Raw genomic sequence first — 24,804 nt, forward strand, 5'->3', positions numbered from 1 at the left:
CGGTCCGCGGCCGCTTCGTAAGGAGCGGCGACGTAGTGTGGAACTGACGATTTGCGGGCCGGCTCATCGACAGTCTTGAAGCCGCCGGACCGCGCCTTATGGAGGTTGAATCGTGGCCGCTCCCGCGAAGCGAGTCGAGCAGCTGGACCGGGTGGTAATCCGATTCGCCGGCGACTCCGGTGACGGAATGCAGCTCACCGGAGACCGGTTCACGTCGGAAACCGCCCAGTTGGGCAACGACATCTCGACACTTCCGAACTTCCCCGCAGAGATCCGTGCACCAGCGGGCACCCTTCCGGGGGTCTCCAGTTTCCAGGTGCACTTCGCCGACTACGACATTCTCACCCCGGGCGACGCGCCGAACGTCCTCGTCGCGATGAACCCGGCCGCACTCAAGGCAAACCTGGCCGACCTGCCGGCCGGCGCCGACATCATCGTCAACACCGACGAGTTCACCCGGCGCAACCTGGCCAAGGTGGGCTACGCCGAGAGTCCGCTGGAGGACGGCTCGCTCGCCGAGTTCGCCGTCCATCCGGTCGCGCTCACGTCCCTGACCCTAGGCGCCCTGGCCGAGAGCGGCGTCTCGAAGAAGGACGGCGAGCGCGCCAAGAACATGTTCGCGCTGGGGCTGCTCAGCTGGATGTACTCGCGGCCGTTCGAGTCCACCCTACGGTTCCTGGAGAGCAAATTCGCCAAACGGCCGGATCTGGTCACCGCGAACAAGACCGCCTTCCAGGCCGGCTGGAACTACGGCGAGACCACCGAGGCGTTCTCGGTGCGCTACGAGATCAAGCCGGCCAAGATGCGGCCCGGCACCTACCGCAACATCACCGGCAACCAGGCGCTCGCGCTCGGGCTGGTGGCCGCCGCCGTGCGGTCGAGGCTGCCGCTGTTCCTCGGCGCCTACCCGATCACCCCGGCCTCGGACATCCTGCACGAGCTGTCCAAGCACAAACGGTTCGGTGTGACCACCATGCAGGCCGAGGACGAGATCGCCGCGATCGGGGCGGCGCTCGGCGCGGCGTACGGCGGGGCGCTCGGCGTCACCACCACCTCCGGGCCGGGTGTGGCGCTCAAGGGCGAGACCATCTCGCTCGCGATCGCCCTGGAGCTGCCGCTGGTGATCGTGGACGTGCAGCGGGCCGGCCCGTCGACCGGCATGCCCACCAAGACCGAGCAGGCCGACCTGAACATGGCACTGTTCGGCCGGCACGGCGAGGCGCCGCTCGCGGTGATCGCGCCGAAGTCGCCGTCGGACTGCTTCCACGCGGCGCTGGAGGCCGCCCGGATCGCGCTGACCTACCGCACCCCGGTCATTCTGCTGTCCGACAACTACGTGGCCAACGGCTCCGAGCCGTGGCTACTGCCGTCCGTCGACGAACTGCCGGACCTGCGGGTCGAGTTCGCCACGGCGCCGAACACCGAGGACGGGCGCTTCCTGCCGTACCTCCGTGATCCGGAGACGATGGCGCGGCCGTGGGCCGTGCCCGGCACGCCGGGCCTGGAGCACCGCATCGGCGGCCTGGAGAAGGCCGACAAGACCGGTGACATCTCCTACGACCCGGCGAACCACGAGTTCATGGTCCGCACCCGGCAGGCCCGCATCGAGGCCATCCCGGTACCCGATGTGGACGTCGAGGACCCGGACGAGAACGCGCAGGTGCTGGTGCTCGGCTGGGGCTCCACCTACGGGCCGATCGGCGCCGCCTGCCGGGCCCTGCGCCAGCGCGGCCTGACCATCGCCCAGGCGCACCTGCGGCACCTGTCGCCGCTGCCGGCCAACCTGGGCGAGGTGCTCGCCGGCTACGAGAAGGTGGTCGTCCCGGAGATGAACCTGGGTCAGCTGGCCGCGGTGATCCGGGCGAGGTACCTGATCGACGCGGTTCCGTTCAACCAGATCAGCGGCCTGCCGTTCACCGCCGCGACGCTGGAGAGCATGCTCGAGGACGTGGTCAAGAATGGCTGAGACGATCGCGCTGAAACTGACCGCCAAGGACTTCAAGTCCGACCAGGAGGTCCGCTGGTGCCCCGGCTGCGGGGACTACGCCATCCTCGCCGCGGTGCAGCAGTTCATGCCGGAGCTGGAGATCCCCCGGGAGAACATCGTGTTCGTCTCGGGGATCGGCTGCTCGTCGCGGTTCCCGTACTACATGAACACGTACGGGATGCACTCGATCCACGGGCGCGCCCCGGCGATCGCGACCGGCCTGTCCGCCTCCCGGCCCGATCTGAGCGTCTGGGTGGTGACCGGCGACGGCGACGCCCTGTCGATCGGCGGCAACCACCTGATCCACGCGCTCCGGCGGAACGTGAACCTCAAGATCCTGCTGTTCAACAACCGGATCTACGGGCTCACCAAGGGGCAGTACTCCCCGACCTCGGAGATCGGCAAGATCACCAAGTCGACGCCGGCCGGGTCGGCGGACTCGCCGTTCAACCCGCTGTCGCTGGCCCTCGGCGCGGAGGCGACCTTCGTGGCCCGGACCATCGACTCCGACCGCAAGCACCTGCAATCGGTGCTGCGGGCCGCGGCCGAGCACGAGGGCTCCGCATTCGTCGAGATCTACCAGAACTGCAACATCTTCAACGACGGCGCCTTCGACCTGATCAAGGACTCGGCCACCCGGGACGAGCACCTGATCCGGCTGGAACACGGCCAGCCGATCACGGTCGGGAAATACAACGTGGTCCATCCGGAGGGCAGCTTCGGCCTGAAGGTGCAGGAGGGCGGCACCCCGATCGTCCACGACGCGACCGTGAGCGATCCGGCCTACGCCTTCGCGCTGACCCGGCTCTCCGGCTCCGACCTGAACACCACCCCGATCGGCGTGTTCCGGAACGTGCGGCGCCCGTCCTACGACCATATCGTCCGCAAGCAGGTGCTCGACGCGAAAGCCCAGGCCACCGGCACCCCCGAGGAGATGCTCGACGGTCTCCTCAACGCCGGTGACACCTGGACCATCCTCTAGCTAGACCGACACCCCGTTGGTGGCGGTCGCCTCGTCGCGGATGTAGACGAGCAGGTCGCCGGTCTCGATGCTGACGGCCTGCTCACCGCCGAGCGGCAGCACCTTGCCCCGGCGGATCAGCGCCACCACCAGGGTGATCAGCTCACGCGGATTACGGCCGACCTCGGCCCGCTCCGCCGAGCGCATCGCCAGCGCCATGCCCTGCCCGGGGGTGAGCAGGTCCTCCACCACGTCGATCAGCGGCGGCGCGGTGGTGGTCAGGCCGAGCAGCCGGCCGGCCGTCGCGGAGGACACGATCACGTGGTGGGCGCCGCTCTGCTTGAGCAGTGCGGCGTTCTCCTGCTCCCGGACCGCCGCGATGATCCGGACCTGCCCGGCGGTCAACTGCCGGACGGTCAGCGAGATCAGAACCGACGACTCGTCCCGGTCGGTGGCGATGATGACCGACTTGGCGTTCTTCACGTCCGCGTCGTTGAGCACCGCCGACCGGGTGGCGTCGCCCTCGATGACGACGAACCCGCCCTGGGTGGCCTGCCGGACGCCGGCCTCACGGTTCTCCACGATGACGATCCGGGACTTGTCGTAGCCCGTCTCCAGCAGCGCGGCGACCGCGGCCCGGCCCTTGGTGCCGTAACCGCAGATGATCACGTGGTCCTTCAACTTGCGCCTCCACCGGCTGACCCGCAGGCCCTTGCGGTACTGGTGGGTCAGCACCTCGAGTGTGGTGCCGACCAGGATGATCAGGAAGAGGACCCGGGCCGGGGTGATGAACAGGACGTTCACCAGCCGGGCCGACTGGGTCGCCGGAGTGATGTCGCCGTAGCCGGTGGTGGAGAGCGACACGACCGCGTAGTAGAAGCAGTCGAGGAGGGTGAGCCCGTCCTCGTTGACGTCGCGGTACCCGTCCCGGTCGACATAGATGATCGCGACCGACAGGAACACCAGGACGCACGCCATCACCAGACGGAAGGCCAGCGCCCGCAACGGCCCCTGTCGGATCAGAGGTAGATGAATCATGGAACCGCCCGCACGCGATCACCCTAACGGTCAAGCTTGAGGTCCTGACTGAAGGACATCACATCCGTCACCGGCCGCGCGCTGGAGGTCCCCGTATGCGCCACATCGCGATGGCCGCGCTGCTGATCGCCGTCCTGACCCCGGCCGTACCGGCACAGGCGTCGATGAGCCGCGCCGAGCTGCTCACCCGTTGGACGCAGCCGACCGAGGCCAGCTACACCGCCTGGAACACCGCGCTGCGCCACCGGGCCCGCTGGGTGTCCTACCGCTTCGACTGGTCCACCGACCTGTGCTCGCGGGCTCTGGAGGCGCCGTTCGGCTTCGACTTCTCCGACGCCTGCCGGCACCACGACTTCGGCTACCGCAACTACCGCGCCGACGGCACCTTCGCCAGGCACAAGGAGCGCCTCGACCTGGTCTTCCGTACCGACATGCGCCGCGTCTGCGACGCACACCGGCCCGCGGCCCAGCGTCCCTGCAACGCCATCGCCTTCGCCTACCACCGGGCCGTGCGTTCCCTCCCGAAAACCTGATTTGGTACGGCGTTCCCCGTCCCCGGCGACAATGGCCGCCCCGTCAGCTCCCGCGATCGGAGCTGCCGTCCCCCAGCCCGTGCCGCCCGTTCCGGGCGTAGATCGGTGGTCCGGCTCTAACGGATGATCTGAGCGAAACGGGCCGCGCCGTCCTCCAGGTCGGGGTGTTCGACGGCCAGGGCCATGGCGACTATCCGGTCGAAGCCGAGGCCTGCACCGTCGGCGTAGGCCGCGTCGAAGGCGGCGTCGCCGAGCGCCGCCCGCAAAGACATCTGCTGGGCCGACCAGAACGCGCCGAACGACTCGGTACGCCGCGCGCCGCGCGCCACCTCCGCGCCGCCGAAGAGCACCGTCGCGGTCGCCGGGTCGCCACCGAGCGCGCAGCGGACCGCGATCGCCGCCACCGCGTCCGCGGCCGCGCCCCGGAAACCGTGCCGCAGCCTCGACCGCAACGCCACCACCAGGTGATCGTGCGCGGCCACCAGGTCGCCCCGGCGCAGCGCCACCATGCCGAGAAGCCAGTCGACGGCCCGGCGGCCACGCGCCTCCGGGCAGATCGCCTCCAGATGCCGGGCCGCGCCGAGCAGGTCGGCCGCCTCGGTGAGCGCGTCCCGTCGCCACAGCAGTTCGGCCAGGGTCAGCACGGCGGGCAGCGCGGCGTTCGGGACACCGGCCCGCTCCGCCTGGGCGATCACCTCGCGACAGCTCTGCTCGGCGGCGCACGGATCGCCCTCCGGCAGCGCCACCCGGGCGGCCCGGACCCGGATCGGCAGCGCCGGGTCGCCGGACCGCCCGGCCGCCTCCTCGGCCCGGGTCAGGAACCGGTCGCGTTCCGCCCGGTCGCCGGTCAGGCCGGCGTGCGTCAGATAGGCGCCGGTCAGGTCGGCGGGCGACACCGAGTCGTCGCCGGGCATCGCACGGTAGAGGGCGGAGAGCAGCTCACGGCCCTTCCGTCCACCGCCGTGCTCACGCCACCACGGATCCAGCACGGCCGCCAGGCGCAGCCCGGCGACCACGTCACCGATCTCGGCGGCCCAGCGCAGCGCGCCCTCCCACTCGGTCACGAAAGGGGCGAACTCGGTGAGCGAGACGGTACGGGCCGGGTCCTCGGCGACCACCGCGACCCGGTCCAGGGTGTGCAGCGACCAGGTGAGATGCCGGCCGCGGACGGACGGCTCGTCGCCGGTGGCCGCGAGACGGCGCAGCGCGTACGCCCGGACCTGGTCGGACATCCGGTACCGCGGGCCGGGGATCACCTCGACCAGCGACTTGTCGGCCAGCTCGGACAGCGCGCTGAACCCCTCCGCGTCGCACCACTCCACCGTCGCGAGATCCACCGGCCCGCCGAAGACCGCGAGCCGGCGCAGCAGATCCGCGGCCCGGCTGCCCAGCGTCCGGTACGACCAGGCCAGATTGTTGGCCAGGCTGGCATGCCGGCCGTCCCCGGCCCCGTCGTTGTCCAGCGCCCCCAGCGGGTCGTCGAGCCGCCGGGCCAGATGCTCCGCCGGCAGCAGCCGCAACCGGGAGGCGGCCAACTGGATCGCCAGCGGCGAGCCCTCCAGCCGCGCGGCCAGCCGGGCCAGCTGCGTGTCACCGTCACCCGGGCGGCCACCCTGCGCGGCCGCCGCACGGTCCCGCAGCAGCGCGAACGCGTCCGCCGGAGCGAGCGGCGGGATCCGCCACACGGTCTCCCCGGCGAGCGCCAACGGTGCCCGGCCGGTCGCCACCACGTCCAGTCGGCGGCACCGGCCGAGCAGGCGGTGCGCCAGCGTCGCGGTCAGGACGGGCGCCGCGTCGCAGGTCTGCAACAGCACCAGCATCCGGCGTTCGGCGCACTGCTCGACCACCGTGTCGATCATCGGACGGCCCGGTTCCGGGCGCAGGCCCAGGGCGACGGCCAGGGCGTTGGGCAGGCCCTGCGCCGCGGTCGCGGCATCGATCGTCCAAACCCCGCCCGGGTACGCCGGAAGCAGCCGCTCAGCCACCGCCAGGGTCAGCCGGGTCTTACCGGAACCGCCCGGCCCGACCACCGTCACCAGGCGGTTGTGGCTGATCAGCTCGGAGAGTTCGGTGATCTCGGAACGCCGCCCGACGAACGGGCTGTGCTCGGCCGGCAGATTGTGCCGGGGCGCCTCGGCGGTCCGCGGGCGCGGAAAATCCCGCTCCAGGCCGGGCGCGCACACCTGGAAGATCCGCTCGTCGTCGTCGAACCCGCGCAACCGGAAGGCGCCGATGTCCAGCAGGTCCACGGTGGCCAGCGTGGCGGCGGCCGCCGCGCCCCCACCGGAGGTGGCGGCGAAGGTGGCGGTCACGGCGAGAGCGGTCGCCTCCGAGCAGAGCACCTGACCGCCGTGCGCGGCCGCCGACACCCGGGCGGCACGGTGGACCTCGGCGCTCGCGTACTCCTGGCCGATCGGAACGGCCCGCCCGGTGTGCAGGCCCATGCGCACTTTAGGAATCGCATCACGGCGTGGCCAGTCGTACGCGGACAGTCGCCGCTGCGCCTCGACACAGGCCGCGACCGCCGCGTCGGCATTCGAGAACGCCACGAAAAAGGAGTCACCCTCCGTAAGGAGTTCAACACCATCAAAATCCTTGAACACAGCGCGTAGCACAGCTCGGTGCGCGCCGAGGACGCTCCGATACGCCTCACCGAGCATCCGAGCCAGTCGCGTCGAGCCCTCGATGTCGGTGAACATAAAGGTCACCAGTCCACTGGGTAGCTCGATCCGTCCCGACACGGTGGAACCTCCGCCCCCTTTGGGAAGTCGCGACACATGCTGCCGTATCTCTGCGTCACCGCCCATCGTAGAAACGGACGGTAATCATTTGCCCGCCACGGCCGACCCCTTACGGAGGACGTCCTGATCGTGGGATCGACCGGAGGCATACGGGACTACGCGTCTCGTAACGAAAGAGATCGAACGCGGAAACGCGGCTGGCGGGCAAAAGCGGCGGGCTGTTCGGGTGTACCCGAACGGGTCACACTTTCGCCACCGCGCGCGAGCGAGACGTCACCGGCCGAAGTCGACACTGACCATGGTCATTCCCTTGCGACGCCATCCCCTCACGGTGCCGTCGTCGTGATGATCTTCCGCGGTAAGCCTCGCCGGATCTTCGTACGTTCGCTGAATATTCACCGCGGTGTCACCCTCACCACGCGTCGCGTCGTCCTCCACATCGGCGTGTCCCGGCGTTTCGCTCACTGCGCATGTGGTCGAGCCGCCCGGACATCGGCCGGGGAGATCCGGTGTGGTTGGGCTCAGCGGGAATGGCGCCGGGACCGCGGGAACTCCGTGCCCGGCCACCGCGCGGCCGGCACGGAGCGGGCGCGCGGTGGCCGATGGGATCAGCAGCCGCAGCCACCGCCGCAGCATCCGCCACCGCCGCCGGCGCCGGCGGACGGGGCCGCTCCACCGCGACCGGTCACGGCGACGGTGGACAGCAACTTGACGGTGTCGCCGTGGCCCTCCGGGCAGGTCGCCGCGGCGGCGGACTCCCGCATCGGGCGACTGACTTCGAAGGTGGCGCCGCAGGCGCGGCAACGGTACTCATAACGGGGCATCCGACCAGCGTAGAGCCCCTGTCCCGGGACGTGTAGGAGGAGATGTCCACAGGGCTTCGGCGGCCTCCCCGGGAATGGTTTCCGGCGGGTAGGGTCGACGCGTGGCGGAGGTGCGGAAGAACCCAGCAGAGCATCCGGAGCTGCGACCCGCGGCACCGCATCAGGGCGGGCCGCTGAGCAGTTCCGGCGCGGCCCCGGAGGAGACGGCCACGTCCGCTCCCCGGTCGTCCACCGATCCGACCGCCACCTCCGCCTCGCTGGACTCGGTCCACGCCCCTTCCGGGTCGTCCGGCCCGGAGAAACCGGGGGCCGTTGGGGAGAAGGCCACCGAGAGCGGCGCGGTTGTGGCCGGCGACGGGGAGAAGAAGGCCGCCGAGACCGGGAAAGCCTCGGACGAAGCCGCGAGACCGGCCAACCCTGCGGAATCGGCGGCGACCGAGAGCGCCGCGCCGGAAAAGGCCCCGGCCGGAGCTCCTGAGGGCGCCGAAGCCGGGAACGCCGAGGTAGCGACGGCCTCGGACGGAGCAGCCAAGGGCACCGAAGCCGGAGGCGCCACGCCAGGCACGACCGCCGACGGAACGGCGAAGGACGCCGAGGCCGCAAGCACGGGCACGACAAAGAGCACCGAAGCCGCGAGCACGGGAACGGCGAAGGAGGCCGAAGCCGGGAAAGAACCTCGCCGGCGGCGGGTTCGGCCGGGGTCTGCCGCCAAGCGGGCCGCGCGCGGGACGGCGGCCTGGGCCAAGGGGCCCAGTGGGCGGGTCGTTCTTCCCGGGGTGTTGCTGGCGGCGCTCGTCGTGCTGGCGGTGACTTCGGGGGCCTATCTCGTGCCCAAGGCGCTCGAGGCGGTGCCCGCGCCCAGCGCGACGCCGGCGTTCGGGGCGGACGGGGCCTCGGTGCCGCCCCCGGTCTGGGCCTCGCCGGGTGGAGTGCCGACCGGTGGGGTCGCCAGCGCGCCGCCCAGTTTTCCGGTGCCGCCCACCGGGATCGGCAGGCTGCCTCAGCCGACGGTCGGCAACACCCGGCCGGCGGATGCGCTGTCGGGCTGGGCGTCGGACATCGGCACCCGGGTGAGCATTCCGGTGGTGGCGGTGCAGGCCTACGTCTATGCCGAGCTGGTCACCGCGCAGACCACGCCCGGCTGCCATCTGAACTGGACGACGCTCGCCGCCATCGGGGAGGTGGAGTCGTCGCACGGCAGTGTCAACGGGGCGGTGCTGGGCGCCGACGGGGTGGCGCTTCCGGCGATCATCGGGCTTCCGCTGGACGGCCAGGGTGGGCGGCAGCTGATCCCGGACACCGACCAGGGCGTGATGGACCTGGACAAGACCTATGACCGGGCGATGGGGCCGATGCAGTTCATCCCGTCCACCTGGAAGGAGACGGCGATCGACGCCGACCGGGACGGTGTGGTGAACCCGAACGACGTCGATGACGCCAGCCTGACCGCGGCCGTTTACCTCTGCAAGGGTGGCCGCGACATGTCCAACGCCGACTCCTGGTGGGACGCGATCCTGTCGTACAACGCGGTCCGGCCGTACGCGGAGAAGGTGTTCCGGATCGCCGACGACTACGGACGCCGCAGCAAGACGTGATCGACACGAATTTCGCGACTCAGCGTGAGCGTAGCTGCACTTTTGCGTGGTGAGCACTTCCCTCAAGGTCTCACAAACGGCACGATGTACCCGTGAGGGTGCGTGAATGGGATCCCCGCTCCGCGTCCGCGGCCGAGGTCCGCTCGCTCGTGGAGACGGTGAACGCGGTCCTGGCGGCCGACCTCCCGGACGATCCACCCTGGCGCGACGTGCAGGTTCGGGACTATTTGGCCGAGACCATGCCGGGCGAGCGCCGGATCACCTGGGTGGCCGAGGACGACCGGCTCCCCGAGGGGGAGAGCAAGATCTTTGCGCATGTCAGCATCCTGCTGCTCGGCGACATCGGGGTGCTCGAGGTGCTGGTCCGGCCCGAGTTGCGGCGCCGCGGCCTGGGTCGGCAGCTGGTGGCAGTGGCGGCGCGCCGGGCCTATCTGGAGGGCTTCTCCTCGATCGGGGTGGAGGCGATCGGCGGCACCACGGCCATCCCGTTCTACGAGTCGCTCGGCTTCGAACGGGAGTATGTGGAGACCCGCGGCGTGCTCAACCTGGACTCGGTGGACTGGCTGGCCCTGGGTGGCATGGCCAGCGGGATCAGCCCCGGCTACCGGATCGAGTACCACCCAGGCGGGCCACCGGACCATCTGCTGGAGGCCTACGCACAGGCCAAGGCGGAGGCACAGCACGACGACGAGGACCTGGAGCTGGCTCCGCGCTCGTCCGATCCGCAGCGGCTTCGCGACTCCATCGAAACGCTCCACCGGCGTGGCCTGAAGCCGTACATCGTGCTGGCCATCCACGAGGCGACCGGTGCGGTGGCCGGGCTGACCGAGGTGGTCGTTCCGGCGCAGCATCCGGAGCGGGCCGACCAGTACGACACGATCGTCGTCCGGGAGCACCGCGGCTACGGGATCGACCGGGCGATCAAAGCGCGGATGCTGTTCGAGCTGCGGGCCGCCGAGCCGACGCTGCGCCAGGTCCAGACGTGGAACGCGCAGCACAACGAGTCGATGCTCAAGGTCAACGCCGAGCTGGGCTACCAGTCCGACCGCGACTGGTACGAGTACATAGCCGACGTGACACAACTGGTCCAGAGCCTGGAGCTGAGCTGAGTTTGATTGCACTGGACCTGATTGCTCCGCTTCGCTCCGCGGCAAAACGCCTTGTAACCGGTGTCGAGGCAGGCGATTTCCCGCCGCAGCACACCCCGCTGCGTCGGCAAATCGCTTGCCTCGACACCGGCGGCGTTTTGCGGGGGAGGTTGAGTGCACCGCCGTAGGGGTGGGGTGGTTTCTTGTGGGTGGGAAGGGTGGCTGGACCACCGATCTACCCCCGGCGGGCGCGGCACGGGCTTGACCCGGCAAGTGCTCGCGGGAGCTGGCGGGACGGCGTTCCTGCTTTGGGGGCGGGGAACGCCGTACCGGGAATGGGTTTGGTCTTTAGAAGCGTGAGCGGAGCAGTTGAGCGACCTCCGTCGCCCAGTAGGTGAGGGTGATCTGGGCGCCGGCCCGCTTGATCGACGTGAGGGTTTCGAGGATGACGCGTTCGCGGTCGATCCACCCGTTGGCGGCGGCGGCCTCTACCATCGCGTATTCGCCGGACACCTGGTAGGCGGCGACCGGTACGGTGACCCGTTCGCGGATCGCGGCGATGATGTCCAGGTAGGGCAGCGCCGGCTTGACCATGACGATGTCGGCGCCCTCGGCGACGTCCAGGTCGACCTCGCGCAGGGCCTCGCGGACGTTCGGCGGGTCCTGCTGGTACTGGCGGCGGTCGCCCTGGAGGGTCGACTCGACGGCCTCGCGGAACGGGCCGTAGAAGGCGCCCGCGTACTTCGCCGAGTAGGCGAGGATCGCCACGTCCTGGTGGCCGGCCGTGTCCAGGGCCTTGCGGATCACGCCGATCTGGCCATCCATCATGCCGGACGGGCCGACCATGTGGGCGCCGGCTTCGGCCTGCGCGACCGCCATGTCCGCGTAGATCGCGAGGGTCGCGTCGTTGTCGACCGTGCCGTCGGCGGCCAGGACGCCGCAGTGGCCGTGCGAGGTGAACTCGTCCAGGCACAGGTCGCCCATGATCACTGTGCTGTCGCCCAGCTCGGAGCGCAGGTCGCGGAGGCCGACGTTGAGGATGCCGTCCGGGTCGAGGCCACCCGAACCGGTCTCGTCCTTGTTGGCGTTGTCCGGCACGCCGAAGAGCATGAGGCCACCGACGCCCGCGCTGACCGCCTCGGTCGCGGCCTTGCGCAGCGACTCGCGGCTGTGCTGGACGACTCCGGGGAGGGAGCTGATCGGCTTCGGCTCGGTCAGGCCCTCTTTCAGGAAGAGCGGCAGGACCAGCTCGGACGGGGCGAGCCGGGTCTCCTCGACCAGGCGGCGGATGGCGGGCGTGCGCCGGAGACGGCGCGGGCGGATGTCAGGGAAGGACATCGGGCGCTCCTAAGCGACAAACGACAAACGACGAGCGACAGGCGATGAGCGACGAGCGACAAGCGGCGGGAAAACGAAGAAGCGCGCCGCTTTCGCAAACGGCGCGCTTCGTTCAGAGGATCAGCGGAATCGGAGGGCGGTCGGGCCCTGCACCTTGGAGCCGCGGCGCTGCTTGGCCGGCATCGCGGCCAGCTTCTCGCGCAACTCCAGTGCGTAGTCCGCGAGGGCCTCGACCAGGTCGGGCACCGAGGCGTTCTGCGGCTGGGTGTCGACCCGGAGGCCGAACTCCACAGCGGTTTCGGCGGTCTTCGGGCCGATCACCGCGACCACGGTACGGGCGTGCGGCTTACCCGCGATGCCGACCAGGTTCCGGACGGTCGAGGACGAGGTGAAGAGCACCGCGTCGAACCCGCCGGACTTGATCGCGTCCCGGATCTCGGCGGGCGGCGGGGCGGCCCGGACCGTCCGGTACGCGGTCACGTCGTCCACCTCCCAGCCGCGCTCGATGAGCCCGGCCGCCAGGGTCTCGGTGGCGATGTCGGCGCGCGGCAGCAGCACCCGGCCGACCGGGTCGAGGATCTCGTCGTGCGGCGAGAACTCGGCCAGCAGGCCGTCGCTGGACTGCTCTCCGGACGGGATCAGCTCGGGCTGGATGCCGAAGGCGCGGACCGCGTCGGCGGTGGCCTCGCCGATGCAGGCGATCTTCACACCGCCGAAGTGGCGGGCGTCGAGGCCGTGCTCGCCGAACTTCTCCCAGACGGCGCGGACCGCGTTGACCGAGGTGAAGATGACCCACGCGTACCGGCCGTCGACCAGGCCCTTGACCGCGCGCTCCATCTGCGCCGGGGTGCGGGGCGGCTCGACCGCGATGGTCGGCACCTCGCACGGGATGGCGCCGTAGGCACGCAGTCGGGCGGACATGGCGCCGGCCTGCTCCTTGGTCCGCGGGACGAGCACCTTCCAGCCGTACAGCGGACGGTTCTCCCACCAGCTGAGGGCGTCACGCTCGGCCACCTCGGCGCCGACGGTGAGCACGACCCGGCCGGTGAAGCCGAGCGCCGCGGCGACGAAACTGTCCACGGTCGAGGTGGTGGTGTACTGCGTCTCACCGGTGCCGTCGCCGGTCACCGCGACCGGGACGCCCGGCTCGACACCGGCGGCAAGCAGGCCGTCACGAACGGCGGCCAGGTCACCGGCGTCCACCGCGACGGCGAAGGAGCCCTTCTGGGCGGCGCCGGCGAGGGCGTCGAAGTCCAGGGTGGTGACGTCGTCGACGTCGGCGGCGATCCGGACGCCGGGCAGCGGCACGCCGGCGTAGGCGGCGACACCCTCGGCCTGCCCGATGCCGGGGATCACCTCGAAGTGCACCGCGGTACGCGCGACCGCCTGCACCTCCTTGACCACCGCGTCGTGGCCGAACGGGTCACCGGCGACCAGGTGCACGGCGGAGAGGCCGGACTTGGCGGCGGACAGCAGCACCTTGGCGACGTCGCCGGGCGCGCCCTCGGCCGGGCTGAACTGCGCGTCCTCCTTGGCGTCGGAGCGGATCGCGCTGAGCAGGGTATCGGGCACGCCGCGGTCGTAGACCACCTGGTCGGCATCGGTCAACGCCGCATACGCGCGGCGGGTCAGCAGCTCCGGGTCGCCGGGTCCGGCGCCGATGAACGCGATGCGTCCGGCTGGCTTACGGGCGGTGCGGGTGGTCATTCTGTGCTCCCCATCAGGGTATCGGCTCCGGCGTCGAGGAGATCGATGGCAAGCGCCTTGCCGATCTCCGCCGCGCCGGCGGGCGTTCCGGTGCGCGACAGTCGGATGGCTCGGACCCCATCCGGGCTGATCACCGCACCGCGCAGGTAGATCTCGTCACCGTCGTCGCCTTCGGCGACTTCGGCGTGTGCCGCGACCGGGGCGGAGCACCCGGCCTCGAGCGTGGCAAGCATCGACCGCTCCGCCAGCACGGCGGCCCGGGTCGGTGCGTGATCGAGAGCGGACAGCAGCTCGATCAGGTCGGTGTCGTCGGCCCGGCACTCCACCGCCAGCGCGCCCTGGGCGGGGGCGGGCAGCATGAGCATCGGGTCGAGCGTCTCGGTGATCTCCGCGGACCGGCCGAGGCGTGCCACACCGGCCCGGGCGAGAACGACGGCATCGAGATCGGCCTCGGGTCCGAGAACCCGGGCGATGCGCGAGTCGACATTCCCCCGAATCGGCGTGACCTGCAAATCTAGCCCCAAAGCGCGGAGTTGCGCGATGCGGCGCACCGCACCGGTGCCGATGGACGAGCCCGGCGGCAGCTCCGCCAGCGTCAGTCCGTCGCGGGCGATCAGGGCGTCACGCGGGTCCTCCCGGGGCGGTACGGCGGCGATGTGCAGCCGTGGGTGCTCGCCGGTGGGGAGGTCCTTGTACGAGTGCACGGCGAAGTCGATCTCGCCGGCCAGCAGTGCGTCCCGGAGTGCGGAGACGAAGACCCCGACGCCGAGCTGGGCCACCGGAGCGTCGGACCGGTCACCGGGGGTGACGATCCGGACCAGCTCGACCGGGCGGCCGGTGGCGGCGGTCAGCGCGTCGGCGACCATCTGTGACTGGGTGAGCGCCAGGGTGCTGCCCCTGGTGCCGAGCCGAAGCGTCACGGTTTTCCCCCGATCTCCGGTACCGCGTTCGCCTGTGTGGCCAGCGGGACGTCCAGGTCGAACAATTCACGGAGCAGGGCCGCGTACTGGTCGCCGCCGGGTTCGGCGGCGAGCTGCCGGACCCGCACGGTCGGCGAGTGCAGCAGCTGCTGGACGACCCGGTGCAGGGTACGGGAGACGTCGCCCCGCTGCTCCTCGGTGAACTCCGGCCGGCGGGCGATCAGCTTGCGCATCTCGGCCGAGACGACCTCCTCGGCCCGGGTCCGCAGGGCGGCCACCGTGGGCGCGATCTCGGCGCCGCGCAGCCAGCCGAGGAAGTTCTCCACCTCGGTGGTGACGATCTGCTCGACGGCCGCGGTCTCGGCGGCGACCGGGTGGGTGCGCCGGCTGGTGGCGAGGCTGTCGATGTCGATGATGTGCACGCCGGGCAGACCGGCGGCGTCCGGCTCGACGTCGCGGGGAACGGCCAGGTCGAGCACCACCAGCTCCTTGCCGACCCGCTCCAGGCGCTGCCGGGTGAGCACGGGCACGGTGGAGGCGGTGGCGCACACCACGAGGTCCACTTCTTTCAACACCGCGTCGAGCTCATCGAAGGGGACGGCGACCGCCCCGTACGCCTCGGCGAGCCGGTCGGCGCGATCGTGGCTGCGGTTGGTGATCCGCAGCGGCCCCACACCGGCCCGGGTGAGCGTGGCCACCGACAGCGCGCCCATCGCCCCGGCCCCGATGACCAGCGCGGAACGCCCGGCCAGGTCGGCGCCGAGGTGCTCGGCGGCCAGGTCGAGGGCGGCCGTCACGACGCTCTGCCCGGCCCGGTCGATGCCGGTCTCGGCGTGCGCCCGCTTGCCGACCCGCAGCGTCTGCTGCATCAGCTCGTGCAGCAGGCGGCCGGCCGAGTCGACCTCGGTGGCCGCGTGGTACGCGTCGCGCAGCTGGCCGAGGATCTGCGCCTCGCCGACGACCATCGAGTCGAGGCCGGAGGAGACCCGGAACGAGTGGCGGACCGCGGCCTCGCCGTAGTGCACGTAGAGGTGGCCGGCGAGCTCGCTGGCGGGGATGCCGGAGTGCTCGGACAGCACGTTGCAGATGTCGCCGAGGCCGCCGTGGAAGCCGCTGACCGCCGCGTACACCTCGACGCGGTTGCAGGTGGAGACGACCACCGCCTCACCCACGTACGGCTGGGCGACCAGGCGTTGCAGCAGACCGGGGACGGAGGGCTCGGGAATGACGAGGCGCTCGAGGACCGCGACGTCGGCCGTGCGGTACGAGGCACCGATGCTCAGCAGGTTCACGAACCGACCGCCTTCTGATCGTCCGGCAGCTTGTCCGGGCTCGCGGCGGCGCCCCGGCCGCCCGGGAGGGCGGTCAGAGACGCCTTGCGGTGCTCATGGAACGAAAGGATCTGCAGCTCGATGGCGAGATCCACCTTACGGACATCGACGTTGGAAGGCACCGACAGAACGCCCGGCGCGAAGTTGAGGATGCTCGTCACACCGGCGGCGACCAGCGCGTCGGCGACCGTCTGGGCGGTGCCGGGCGGGGTGGCTATCACACCGATCGCGATGGACTCGTCGGCTGCGATCCGCTCCAGCTCGTCGAGGTGCCGCACGGTGAGGCCGTTGATCTGCTCGCCGACCTTCTTCGGGTCGGTGTCGAAGAGGGCCACCACCCGGAAGCCGCGGCTGGCGAAGCCCGCGTACCCGGCCAGGGCGTGCCCGAGGTTACCGACGCCGACCAGGCAGACCGCCCGGTTCTCGTCGAGGCCCAGGATGTACTCGATCTGGGCGACGAGCAGGGAGACGTCGTAGCCGACGCCGCGGGTGCCGTACGACCCGAGGTGCGACAGGTCCTTACGGAGTTTGGCGGAGTTGACCCCGGCGGCGGCCGCCAGACCCTCACTCGATACCGTCTCCGCGCCGGTCTCGGCGAGGTGATGGAGGGCGCGAAGGTACTCCGGCAGTCGCGCGATGGTCGCCTCCGGTAGATCCGGGAAGGCCGGGACGCCACCGGCCTCGCCGGGCGTGCTTCCGTGACGCTGCTGACTCATCTGACTCCGTGCCGACGAGGCGAACCTGCGGTGAGCCCTGTCTGTGCGATACCGGTGAAACCCTCGTGGGGTGGCTGTGGTAGCGGGGCTCGTCGGAGTCACAGAGTAGGCGCTTGTGAAGGCGTGCACAAATCGCGATCTTGTCGGGACAATTGGACAAGATCGACCCGGCTGTGTTAGTCGGGCCGACCCGTCGAGTATTACCGCTCGACCCCCGCCAGGGCCACCTGACTCAGAGTGACATGGCCGTCTTTACCGCCTCCACCAGCGTGTCGGCGACCGGACGGCCGGATTCCCGCAGCCGGGCCGGGTGGGTGAATCCGCCCGTGTAGAGGACCGCGCACCCGCCGACCGCCTCGGCCGCGTCCGCGTCGTCCAGCGAGTCGCCGATCAGCACCACGTCCCGCCCGGCAACACCCAGTTCGTCCAGGTGAGCGGCGAGATGGGCGGCTTTGAACCCGCCACCGAGTTCGGCCCGCAGCCCGTCGACGCGGGCGAAGAGGCCGGCCAGCCCGTAGCCCTCGACGGCCGGGATCAGCTCGCTGTGGAACCACATGGACAGCAGCGACTGGCCGCCCGGCCACGTCCTGATCGCGGTCATCGCGTCGGCGGCCAGCGATACGTCGGTCAGCCCCAGGCGGTACGCGTCGTGGAAGATCCGGTCCAGCCGGCCGAACTCCTCGTGGTCGACCGCCCGGCCCAGCATCTCGGCGTAGAACTCGGCGACCGGCCGCCGGAAGGCCCGCCGATGCTCGTCGGCGTCCACGTCGCGGCCGCCCACCGTGGCGAAGGCCGTATTGGTCGACGAGACCACCAGGTGGAGGTCGTCGAGCAGGGTTCCGTTCCAGTCCCAGACCAGGTGCTTTGACGTCACGGGAAGCGAGGCTACAGCCGCGGCTCGCCCGGCTGCCGGGCCAGATCCCGCAGCAGGCGCTCCTCCTCGATGCGCCAGTAGCCGTGCTCCTTGCCGTCCAGCAGCAGGACCGGCACCCGGTCGCCGTAGTCGCGCTCCAGCTCGATCGACGAGTCCACGTCGACCTTCGCCCACTGACCGGGGGCGATCCGGTCCAGCGTCTGCTCGGCCACCTCGCACAGGTGGCAGCCGTCCCGGCTGATCAGGGTGAGTCTCACAGGTCGCCCTTCCGGATCTTCCCGATCGGCGTGCGCGGCAGCGTGGCCACCAGCTCGATGCCGGGCAGCTTGAAGCGGGCCAGCCTGGCGGCGCAGTGCGCCCGCAGCTCGTCCGGGCTCGGCGCCGGCTCCCCGGCGGGCACCACGTAGGCGTGCGGGCGCTGGCCGGTCTCCGGGTCGGGCAGCCCCACCACGGCCACCGCGGCCACCGCCGGGTGCGCGCTCAGCACCCGCTCGATCTCGGCCGGATAGACGTTGAAGCCGTTCACCAGGATCAGCTCGCCGATCCGGTCGACCAGGACCAGGTCGCCGTCGCCGTCGGCGTAGGCGATGTCACCGGTGGGCCACCAGCCGTCCGGGCCGGGGCCGCCGCGCCCGTCCGGCCAGTAGCCGGAGAACAGGTTCGGCCCGCGGACCACGATCTCGCCCGGATCGGTGCCGGCCGACTCCGCGATCTCGAGATCGGCGTCGACCGAGGCGGTGCCGTCGCGCCACAGTTCCAGACCCGAGGGGGTACGCAGGAGCAGCTCGACACCGGGCAACGGGCGGCCGATCGAGCCGCTCTTGTCCCGGTGGCTCACCGCCGTGGTGGTCAGCACCGGGGCGGTCTCGGTCAGCCCGTACCCGATCAGGACGGCCCGGCCGGTCAGCTCCCGGAACCGCGCCGCCACGCTCTCCTCCAGCGGCGCCGCGCCGCACACCGCGGTGCGCACCGCACGCAGCGCCTCCGCGGCGTCGGGCAGGCGCGTCCAGGCCTGGTACATGCCGGGCACGCCGACCGTGACGGTCACCCGGTGACGGGTGATCAGCTCCAGCGAGACGGCCGCGTCGAAGCGCTCGGCCAGCACTCCGGTCGCCGCGTGGTGCGCCACCGTGCCGAGCCCGGTGTTCAGCCCGTAGGCGTGGAAGAACGGCACCGCCAGCAGCACCACGTCGTCCGGGCCGACCACCGGCGGCTCGATCCGGTCGAGCTGCTCGTGGTTCGCGGCGAGCGCGGCGTGGGTCAGCATGGCGCCCTTCGGCCGCCCGCTCGTGCCCGAGGTGTAGAGCAGAACCGCAAGATCATTTTTTCCGGGTACGGCGTCCCGCGCGAATTCCTGGACTCCGCCGGTCAGCGGCTCCTCGACGACCAGGGCGGCCGCCGAGTCGGCGATCGCGTACTCCCGCTCGTCCGCGGTGTATCCCGGACTGAGCGGCACCGCGACCCGGCCGGCCCGCAGCGTCCCGAAGTAGGCGGCCGCGAAGTCGACGGTGTTGCCGAGCAGCAGCGCCACCCGGTCGCCGGGCGCGGTGCGTGCGGTGATCGAGGCGGCGGCCGCGGAGACGCGGCTGTCCAATTCCGCCCATGTGATGACAATGTCCCCGGCGATCAGCGCGGGCCGATCCGGACGTCGTCCGGCGGCCTCGGCGACCGGGTCTCGGGCGGGTTCCTCCACGAGGCCCGAGTCTGGCACAAAGCGCGCCCGACCGGGACGGCGGACAGCGGGTGCGCCGTGTACGCGGCTTGTTCGGCAAAAGTTGACCTTGACGGGCATTGCCGCTTTCGCGTCATTCGCGGCTTTGCGCGTAGCGCACACGGTGTGCGACTCCCCGTGTCCGAACTCGGTGATACTTCCGCACTGTGTAACGAATCCACACCAACGGGTGAGGTCGACCGGCTTTTCAGCGGGTTACCCCACCCCTTTTGTTGTGAAGTGACCACCCTCATCCCGAGGAGGCCGCTGTGCCCCACAAAGCACGGAACCGCAGTGAATCCATGTCTGGCGGGACGGATCCACTGTCGTCGCAGGCCCGCCGGGTTGAGGAGGCGCAGTGACTCATGTGTACGCCGAGGACCCGTACCACCGCGACGTCGTCGCGGCACGGCACGCGCTCTCCGAGGGGCTGAACGCCCTGCGCGGGTCGTCGATCGTGAACGCGCTGCGCGGCGACAGCCCGAAGCAGGCCGGCAGCCGCCGCCCGCCGAACAGCCCGCCCGCCGTGGCGACGCCGAACTCCGGCAACGGGAGCAGGTTCGGCCGCCCCGGCACGAACCGGCCCCCGGCCCAGTCCACCGGCCAGCACTCGAACACCGGCGAGAGCGACACCGTCACCGGTGACCACACCGTGGTCCTGCCGACGCAGAGCACCACCGGACCGCCGACCGAGACGGCCCCGCCGAAGCACCCGGCCCGGCCCGACCGCGGCGACCCGGCGGCCGAGGTGTGGGCGCTGGTCGAACGCGCCCAGGCCGGCGAGGCCGAGGCGTTCGGGCTGATCTACGACCGGTACGTGGACACCGTGTTCCGGTTCGTCTACTTCCGAGTCGGCAACCGTCAGCTCGCCGAGGACCTGACCTCGGACACGTTCCTGCGCGCTCTCAAGCGCATCGGCAGCTTCACCTGGCAGGGCCGTGACCTCGGCGCCTGGCTGGTCACCATCGCCCGGAACCTGGTCGCCGACCACTTCAAGTCCGGCCGCTACCGCCTCGAGGTCACCACCGGGGACGTGCTCGACGCCGACCGCGAGGACCGGGGCCCGGAGGGCAGCCCGGAGTCCGCGGTGGTCGACCACATCACCAACGTGGCCCTGCTCACCGCGGTCAAGCAGCTCAACCCGGAGCAGCAGGAATGCATCGTGCTGCGCTTCCTCCAGGGCTTCTCGGTGGCCGAGACCGCGCAGACCATGGGCAAGAACGAGGGCGCCATCAAGGCCCTCCAGTACCGGGCCGTCCGGGCATTGAACAGGCTTCTGCCGGACGGGTTCCAATCTTGATCCGGCGCTCTCAGATGTCGATCTCCGATACCCGATGGCACCGCCTCGCACCCGTAACCGGGGCCGCGTGTCGCGCGTTTGTCCGGATGCGACCCGGGGCCGTGTCCCACGGTCCGGTCGCCGACGCCGGCCCGCAGGCCGGCGAGACAGTCACGAGCGAGGGGAGGTGCCCACGGTGAGATTCGCCTTTCCGAACTCCCGGAGTGCCGAGCACTTCGCGGAACTGATCGACGACGCCGGCGGCGCCCGTCACCACCACAGCCGTGGCCAGGCCGACGAGGAGCTCCACCGGCTGGTCGCCATCGGCAACCGGCTCTCCGCGGCCCGGCCCGGCGCACCGGTCGACTCCGAGTTCCGCGTCGGCCTGCGCGCCATGCTGGTCGCCACGGCCGAGCGGGACGGCATCGGCCGCACCGCCGTCGAGACCGATCCGGAGCCGGTCGTCGAGACCCGCAACGTCCGGCGGCTCGGCCGCCGGATACGGGCCCGCGGGGCGATCGTGATCGGCGTGGCCGCCGGCGCGATGGCCGTCTCCGGGATCTCCGCGGCCAGCGAGAGCGCCTCACCGGGCGACGCCCTGTACAGCGTGAAGCGGCAGACCGAACGGGCTCAGCTGGCGATCGCCGGATCCGATGTGACCCGGGGCGAGCTGTCCCTGGACTTCGCCCGGACCCGGCTGACCGAGGCGATCGCCATGCAGGGCGACGAGCCCGAGTTCGCGCTGGTGCTGGACGACATGGACGCCGACACCCGCAAGGGCGTACGACTGCTGACCACATCGGCCGTGTCGCAGAAGGACACCACGCCGCTGACCACGCTGGACGGTTTCGCCACCGGGCAGCGCCGCACCTTCACCCCGGCGCTGGAGAAGCTCTCCCCGGCCAACCGGGAGCGCGCCACGGTCTCGCTGGGCCTGCTGGAGGACGTCGCCGACCGCACCGAGGACCTGCGTGCCGGCCTCGCCTGCGACAAGGTGGACCCGTCCGGGTCCGACGCGCTCGGCCCGAAGCTGCACCGCTGCGAGGGCACCGGTGACAGCGGTCCGGATGCCGGTTCGCAGCAGAACGGCACCGGCAAGACGACCGGTAGGCAGCCGGGCCAGACCGCCACGTCCAAGCCCGGCAAGAGCGGTGCCGCCGACCCGGGAAGCACCGGGACGGTGACCGTGCCGGGCACCGGCAAGGCGACCCAGCCGGGAGCGACGCCGACCGGCACGGCCGGGATCACGCCGACGCCGACCACGACCACCGGTCCGGCGGGCACCGCGAACGAGGAAGCGGACGGTGTGCTGGGCGGTCTGCTCGGCGATCTCTTCTAGAACGACGGAACTGGCGAGGGGCGGTGCCGGAGATCATCACTCCGGGGCCGCCCCTCAACCGTCACTATAGGACGGACCGGACGGATCACTCCAGGAATTTGGCACTCGCCGAGGTCACGGACCGAACGGGTCCGGCCGCTTCTCCAGCAGTTCGTGCAGCGTGGCCTGGATCGTCTCCCGGACCTGATCGGCGAGGTTGTAGACGACCAGGGGATCGTCCGCGTACTCCCGCAGGTGGGCGGTCGGGATCGGCGGGCAGAACTGGATCAGCCACTTGCTCGGCAGCGGCACCAGCCCCAGCGGGCCCAGCAGCGGGAAGGTCGGGGTGACCGGGAAGTACGGCACGCCGAGCAGCCGGGCCAGCGGCTTCAGGTCGGCCAGGATCGGATAGATCTCCTCGGCGCCGACGATCGCCACCGGGACGATCGGGGTGCCGGTGCGCAGCGCCGCCGACACGAACCCGCCCCGGCCGAACCGTTGCAGCTTGTAGCGTTCGGAGAACCGCTTCCCGATGCCCTTGAAGCCCTCCGGGAAGACACCGACCAGCTGGCTCGAGTTCATCAGGCGCTCGGCGTCCGGGTTGCAGGCGACCGTGGCGCCGGCCGCACGGGCCAGCTCGCTCATCACCGGCATCCGGAAGACCAGGTCGGCGCCGAGCAGCCGGAGGTGCCGCTGACGGGGGTGCTTGTCGTGCAGCGCGACGGTCAGCATCAGCGCGTCCAGGGCGATCGTGCCGGAGTGGTTGCCCACCACGAGGCCGCTGCCGTCCAGCGGGACGTTCTCGATACCGAGCACCTCGGTCCGGAACCAGTCCCTGTACAGGATCTTCAGCATCGGGTGGAAGACCGCCTCGGACAGCTCGGGGTCGAACCCGAACTCGTCCACCTCGTACGATCCGGCCAGGCGACGGCGCAGGAACGCCAGGCCGCCGGCCACCCGCTGGTCCCAGACGTCCAGGCCGTCCGACGCGGCGACCGCGGGCTCCGGCTCGGGGCTCTCCGGGACGGGGCGGCGGCCGTTCACCCGCCGCACCGGCGCCGGCTCGGGCAACCGGAACTCGGTGTGCCCGGGAAACATGTCCCGATATTCGTCCTGGCTCATGCTCGGTCGCTTCCCGCCGGTGCGGGCTCGGTGGCGGCGGCCCGGACCCGGCGGATGCCGTCCAGAATCGCGTTCTCGGCGGCGGCCAGACGGTCCGCGGTGAGCGTCGAGCCGGCCGCGTGCGCCTGGATGAACTCCTCGAACGCGGCCACGGTGGTCCGCGGGGTGAAGCCGAACTCATTGATCAGCCGGGTGGTGTCCACCACTCGACCGTGCACGAAGAGGTCGATCTGGTCCAGCCCGATCTGCTCGACACCGAGGTTGCGCAGCAGGGCCGCGCCGGTGGAGAGCGCCGGCTCGGGCACCGGCAGGGAGATCCGGCCGGCCCGGCGGACGGCCTGGCTGAGCATCAGCACGCCGGAACCGGCGACGTTGAAGGTGCCCGGATGGTCCTCGGTCACCGAGCGGTGCAGGATCTCCAGCGCGTCCTCGACGTGGACGAACTGGAGCCGGGCGTCACGGCCGAGCACGGTGGGCACCACCGGCTGGGCGAAGTAGCGGGTCAGCGACGTCTCGGCGGACTCGCTGATCATCGGGGCGAACCGCAGGACGGTCGCGGCGACCTCGGGGCGGCGCCGGCGGAAACCGCGGACGTACCCCTCGATGTCCAGGATGTCGCGGGCGAACGCGCCACGCGGAACCGCACGGGGCTCGGTGTCCTCGGTGAACACGGCCGGGTCGCGGAAGGAGGCGCCGTACGCAGCGGTGGAGGAACGCACCACCAGCTTGCGCAGCTGCGGCGCGCCCTGGGCGGCCGCCAGCACCTGCATGGTGCCGATGACGTTGTGTTCCTTCATCGCGGCACGGCCACCGTGCTGCGCGTCGGGCACGCTGGTCACGGCCAGGTGCACGACGGCTTCGGCGCCGAGATCGGCGATGGCCTCGGTGGCCGCGCGCGCGTCGGCCCGGATCCGCTCCACACCGTCGAGCAGGCCGAGAAGGCCCGCCGGCGGGTCATGCGGATCCAGACCGACGACACGGTCGATCTTCGGATCTGCGGCGAGGCGAGCGGCCACCCGAGCGCCGAGATAACGGCTGACTCCGGTGACCACGACAACGCTGGGTGGTGAGGTCACCAAGGGTGCACCTTTCGATGCGCGGCCTCGAACAGGAGGCAAGTGCCGCCGGGAGCCGGGCCATCGGCCCGGCCCGCGGTCACTTGCCGAGACGGCGACGCTGGACGCGGGTCTTGCGCAGCAGCTTGCGGTGCTTCTTCTTCGCCATACGCTTGCGGCGCTTCTTGACCACGGAGCCCATACGAAAAGCCTCTCGAAACACTGATGAATGGAACCGGGAGTGCCCGGGGGCACGGCCGGAAGCCGACTGGAGGGCGCCCGGAGCGGAAACACCGATCCGGGAACCAACCGGTCCAGCGTACCGGCACGTCCCGGTCGGGCCAACAGGGCCCCGGGTCGTCAGGCGCTTTGCGAGAAGGCGCCGCGGAGATACTCGTGTACCGCATGCTCGGGCACCCGGAACGAGCGGCCGACCCGTACCGCGGTGAGGTCACCGCCGTGCACGAGCCGATAGACGGTCATCTTGGAAACGCGCATGAGCGCGGCCACCTCGGCCACCGTCAGGAACCGCACTTCGGCGAGCCGTTCCTCGGTTTGGGCTGGACCCGTCATCTCGTCGCACCGATCCTTTCCCAGGCACGATCCGCCGCGGCCGGAGGCTCCCGGACGCCGCGGGGACAACGTGCGTGTCATCAGAACGGTATC

Annotated in this window: 23 protein-coding genes; 7 read left to right on the forward strand and 16 right to left on the reverse strand. The window is 71.1% G+C overall.

From position 1 onward, the window contains the following. Positions 1-112: 112 nt before the first annotated feature. Complete coding sequence (locus BJ964_RS07255) at positions 113-1,966, forward strand: 2-oxoacid:acceptor oxidoreductase subunit alpha (RefSeq protein ID WP_188119959.1); 1,854 nt, start codon at positions 113-115, stop codon at positions 1,964-1,966. Beyond that, positions 1,959-2,969, forward strand: coding sequence for a 2-oxoacid:ferredoxin oxidoreductase subunit beta (locus BJ964_RS07260; RefSeq protein ID WP_188119960.1), 1,011 nt, complete (start codon positions 1,959-1,961; stop codon positions 2,967-2,969). The genes BJ964_RS07255 and BJ964_RS07260 overlap by 8 nt, the downstream gene beginning before the upstream one ends. Here the strand turns inward: BJ964_RS07260 and BJ964_RS07265 are convergent, their stop codons facing one another. Further along, positions 2,970-3,986: a potassium channel family protein gene (locus BJ964_RS07265; RefSeq protein WP_188119961.1), complete on the reverse strand. Its 1,017-nt coding sequence runs from the start codon at positions 3,984-3,986 to the stop codon at positions 2,970-2,972. A 95-nt stretch (positions 3,987-4,081) separates the two neighbouring features. Here BJ964_RS07265 and BJ964_RS07270 point away from each other — a divergent pair, with 95 nt between their 5' ends. Further along, complete coding sequence (locus tag BJ964_RS07270) at positions 4,082-4,519, forward strand: phospholipase (RefSeq protein ID WP_188119962.1); 438 nt, start codon at positions 4,082-4,084, stop codon at positions 4,517-4,519. A gap of 116 nt (positions 4,520-4,635) precedes the next feature. Here BJ964_RS07270 and BJ964_RS07275 read toward each other — a convergent pair whose 3' ends face one another. The 3 genes from BJ964_RS07275 to BJ964_RS07285 all read right to left on the reverse strand — a co-directional run bounded on the left by BJ964_RS07275 (position 4,636) and on the right by BJ964_RS07285 (position 8,084). Then, on the reverse strand, positions 4,636-7,218 hold the full coding sequence (locus BJ964_RS07275; RefSeq protein WP_229807097.1) for an ATP-binding protein: 2,583 nt from the start codon (positions 7,216-7,218) through the stop codon (positions 4,636-4,638). A 315-nt stretch (positions 7,219-7,533) separates the two neighbouring features. Continuing rightward, positions 7,534-7,725 carry a hypothetical protein gene (locus tag BJ964_RS07280; protein WP_188119964.1) on the reverse strand — a complete coding sequence of 64 codons (192 nt, stop codon included), beginning with the start codon at positions 7,723-7,725 and terminating at the stop codon, positions 7,534-7,536. 143 nt (positions 7,726-7,868) lie between these two features. Next, positions 7,869-8,084, reverse strand: a complete 216-nt coding sequence (locus tag BJ964_RS07285; protein ID WP_188119965.1) for an FmdB family zinc ribbon protein — start codon at positions 8,082-8,084, stop codon at positions 7,869-7,871. A gap of 101 nt (positions 8,085-8,185) precedes the next feature. On the opposite strand from BJ964_RS07285, the gene BJ964_RS49045 reads away from it, so the two are divergent. Continuing rightward, positions 8,186-9,679: a lytic transglycosylase domain-containing protein gene (locus tag BJ964_RS49045; protein WP_188119966.1), complete on the forward strand. Its 1,494-nt coding sequence runs from the start codon at positions 8,186-8,188 to the stop codon at positions 9,677-9,679. 92 nt (positions 9,680-9,771) lie between these two features. Next, on the forward strand, positions 9,772-10,788 hold the full coding sequence (locus tag BJ964_RS07295; protein WP_188119967.1) for a GNAT family N-acetyltransferase: 1,017 nt from the start codon (positions 9,772-9,774) through the stop codon (positions 10,786-10,788). Between the two features lie 327 nt (positions 10,789-11,115). Here BJ964_RS07295 and hemB read toward each other — a convergent pair whose 3' ends face one another. From hemB to BJ964_RS07335, 8 genes are all read right to left on the reverse strand, one after another. Further along, positions 11,116-12,105, reverse strand: coding sequence for a porphobilinogen synthase (gene hemB, locus BJ964_RS07300; RefSeq protein WP_188119968.1), 990 nt, complete (start codon positions 12,103-12,105; stop codon positions 11,116-11,118). A gap of 120 nt (positions 12,106-12,225) precedes the next feature. Continuing rightward, complete coding sequence (locus BJ964_RS07305) at positions 12,226-13,812, reverse strand: bifunctional uroporphyrinogen-III C-methyltransferase/uroporphyrinogen-III synthase (protein WP_188119969.1); 1,587 nt, start codon at positions 13,810-13,812, stop codon at positions 12,226-12,228. Next, complete coding sequence (gene hemC / locus BJ964_RS07310; protein ID WP_188119970.1) at positions 13,809-14,732, reverse strand: hydroxymethylbilane synthase; 924 nt, start codon at positions 14,730-14,732, stop codon at positions 13,809-13,811. Before hemC ends, BJ964_RS07305 begins: the two co-directional genes overlap by 4 nt. Next, on the reverse strand, positions 14,729-16,024 hold the full coding sequence (locus BJ964_RS07315; RefSeq protein WP_188119971.1) for a glutamyl-tRNA reductase: 1,296 nt from the start codon (positions 16,022-16,024) through the stop codon (positions 14,729-14,731). The genes hemC and BJ964_RS07315 overlap by 4 nt, the downstream gene beginning before the upstream one ends. Next, positions 16,021-16,779: a redox-sensing transcriptional repressor Rex gene (locus tag BJ964_RS07320; protein WP_188119972.1), complete on the reverse strand. Its 759-nt coding sequence runs from the start codon at positions 16,777-16,779 to the stop codon at positions 16,021-16,023. The genes BJ964_RS07315 and BJ964_RS07320 overlap by 4 nt, the downstream gene beginning before the upstream one ends. A 232-nt stretch (positions 16,780-17,011) precedes the next feature. Beyond that, complete coding sequence (locus BJ964_RS07325) at positions 17,012-17,653, reverse strand: HAD family hydrolase (RefSeq protein ID WP_188119973.1); 642 nt, start codon at positions 17,651-17,653, stop codon at positions 17,012-17,014. Between the two features lie 11 nt (positions 17,654-17,664). After that, positions 17,665-17,910 carry a glutaredoxin family protein gene (locus BJ964_RS07330; protein WP_188119974.1) on the reverse strand — a complete coding sequence of 82 codons (246 nt, stop codon included), beginning with the start codon at positions 17,908-17,910 and terminating at the stop codon, positions 17,665-17,667. Then, on the reverse strand, positions 17,907-19,346 hold the full coding sequence (locus BJ964_RS07335) for a class I adenylate-forming enzyme family protein (protein WP_229807096.1): 1,440 nt from the start codon (positions 19,344-19,346) through the stop codon (positions 17,907-17,909). Before BJ964_RS07335 ends, BJ964_RS07330 begins: the two co-directional genes overlap by 4 nt. A gap of 376 nt (positions 19,347-19,722) precedes the next feature. Between BJ964_RS07335 and BJ964_RS07340 the strand changes: the two genes are divergently transcribed. Further along, the gene (locus BJ964_RS07340; protein ID WP_188119976.1) at positions 19,723-20,664 is read left to right on the forward strand and encodes an ECF subfamily RNA polymerase sigma factor, BldN family; all 942 of its coding nucleotides are present in this window, start codon (positions 19,723-19,725) and stop codon (positions 20,662-20,664) included. A gap of 175 nt (positions 20,665-20,839) precedes the next feature. Then, the gene (locus BJ964_RS07345) at positions 20,840-21,982 is read left to right on the forward strand and encodes a DUF5667 domain-containing protein (protein WP_229807095.1); all 1,143 of its coding nucleotides are present in this window, start codon (positions 20,840-20,842) and stop codon (positions 21,980-21,982) included. Between the two features lie 114 nt (positions 21,983-22,096). On the opposite strand, the gene BJ964_RS07350 is transcribed toward BJ964_RS07345, so the two are convergent. The 4 genes from BJ964_RS07350 to BJ964_RS07365 all read right to left on the reverse strand — a co-directional run bounded on the left by BJ964_RS07350 (position 22,097) and on the right by BJ964_RS07365 (position 24,711). Further along, positions 22,097-23,083 (reverse strand): lysophospholipid acyltransferase family protein, encoded by a 987-nt coding sequence (locus BJ964_RS07350; protein WP_188119978.1) that lies wholly within the window; start codon positions 23,081-23,083, stop codon positions 22,097-22,099. Further along, positions 23,080-24,162 (reverse strand): NAD-dependent epimerase/dehydratase family protein, encoded by a 1,083-nt coding sequence (locus tag BJ964_RS07355; RefSeq protein ID WP_188119979.1) that lies wholly within the window; start codon positions 24,160-24,162, stop codon positions 23,080-23,082. The genes BJ964_RS07350 and BJ964_RS07355 overlap by 4 nt, the downstream gene beginning before the upstream one ends. 76 nt (positions 24,163-24,238) lie before the next feature. Then, a complete protein-coding gene (locus BJ964_RS07360; protein WP_007465623.1) occupies positions 24,239-24,340 on the reverse strand; it encodes a 30S ribosomal protein bS22 in 102 nt (33 codons plus the stop codon). A gap of 158 nt (positions 24,341-24,498) precedes the next feature. Then, entirely contained in the window at positions 24,499-24,711 is a 213-nt protein-coding gene (locus BJ964_RS07365; RefSeq protein WP_183222523.1) for a helix-turn-helix domain-containing protein, read from the reverse strand. Positions 24,712-24,804: the final 93 nt, after the last annotated feature.

The sequence above is a fragment of the Actinoplanes lobatus genome (genome assembly GCF_014205215.1).
Classification (GTDB): Bacteria; Actinomycetota; Actinomycetes; order Mycobacteriales; family Micromonosporaceae; genus Actinoplanes; species Actinoplanes lobatus.

Bases quoted from the DNA above. Each gene is read 5' to 3' on its own strand.
- BJ964_RS07260 (WP_188119960.1), top strand. From the start codon at position 1,959: ATGGCTGAGACGATCGCGCTGAAACTGACCGCCAAGGACTTCAAGTCC.
- BJ964_RS07265 (WP_188119961.1), bottom strand. From the start codon at position 3,986: ATGATTCATCTACCTCTGATCCGACAGGGGCCGTTGCGGGCGCTGGCC.
- BJ964_RS07270 (WP_188119962.1), top strand. From the start codon at position 4,082: ATGCGCCACATCGCGATGGCCGCGCTGCTGATCGCCGTCCTGACCCCG.
- BJ964_RS07275 (WP_229807097.1), bottom strand. From the start codon at position 7,218: ATGTTCACCGACATCGAGGGCTCGACGCGACTGGCTCGGATGCTCGGT.
- BJ964_RS07285 (WP_188119965.1), bottom strand. From the start codon at position 8,084: ATGCCCCGTTATGAGTACCGTTGCCGCGCCTGCGGCGCCACCTTCGAA.
- hemB (WP_188119968.1), bottom strand. From the start codon at position 12,105: ATGTCCTTCCCTGACATCCGCCCGCGCCGTCTCCGGCGCACGCCCGCC.
- BJ964_RS07305 (WP_188119969.1), bottom strand. From the start codon at position 13,812: ATGACCACCCGCACCGCCCGTAAGCCAGCCGGACGCATCGCGTTCATC.
- BJ964_RS07320 (WP_188119972.1), bottom strand. From the start codon at position 16,779: ATGAGTCAGCAGCGTCACGGAAGCACGCCCGGCGAGGCCGGTGGCGTC.
- BJ964_RS07350 (WP_188119978.1), bottom strand. From the start codon at position 23,083: ATGAGCCAGGACGAATATCGGGACATGTTTCCCGGGCACACCGAGTTC.
- BJ964_RS07360 (WP_007465623.1), bottom strand. From the start codon at position 24,340: ATGGGCTCCGTGGTCAAGAAGCGCCGCAAGCGTATGGCGAAGAAGAAG.
- BJ964_RS07365 (WP_183222523.1), bottom strand. From the start codon at position 24,711: ATGACGGGTCCAGCCCAAACCGAGGAACGGCTCGCCGAAGTGCGGTTC.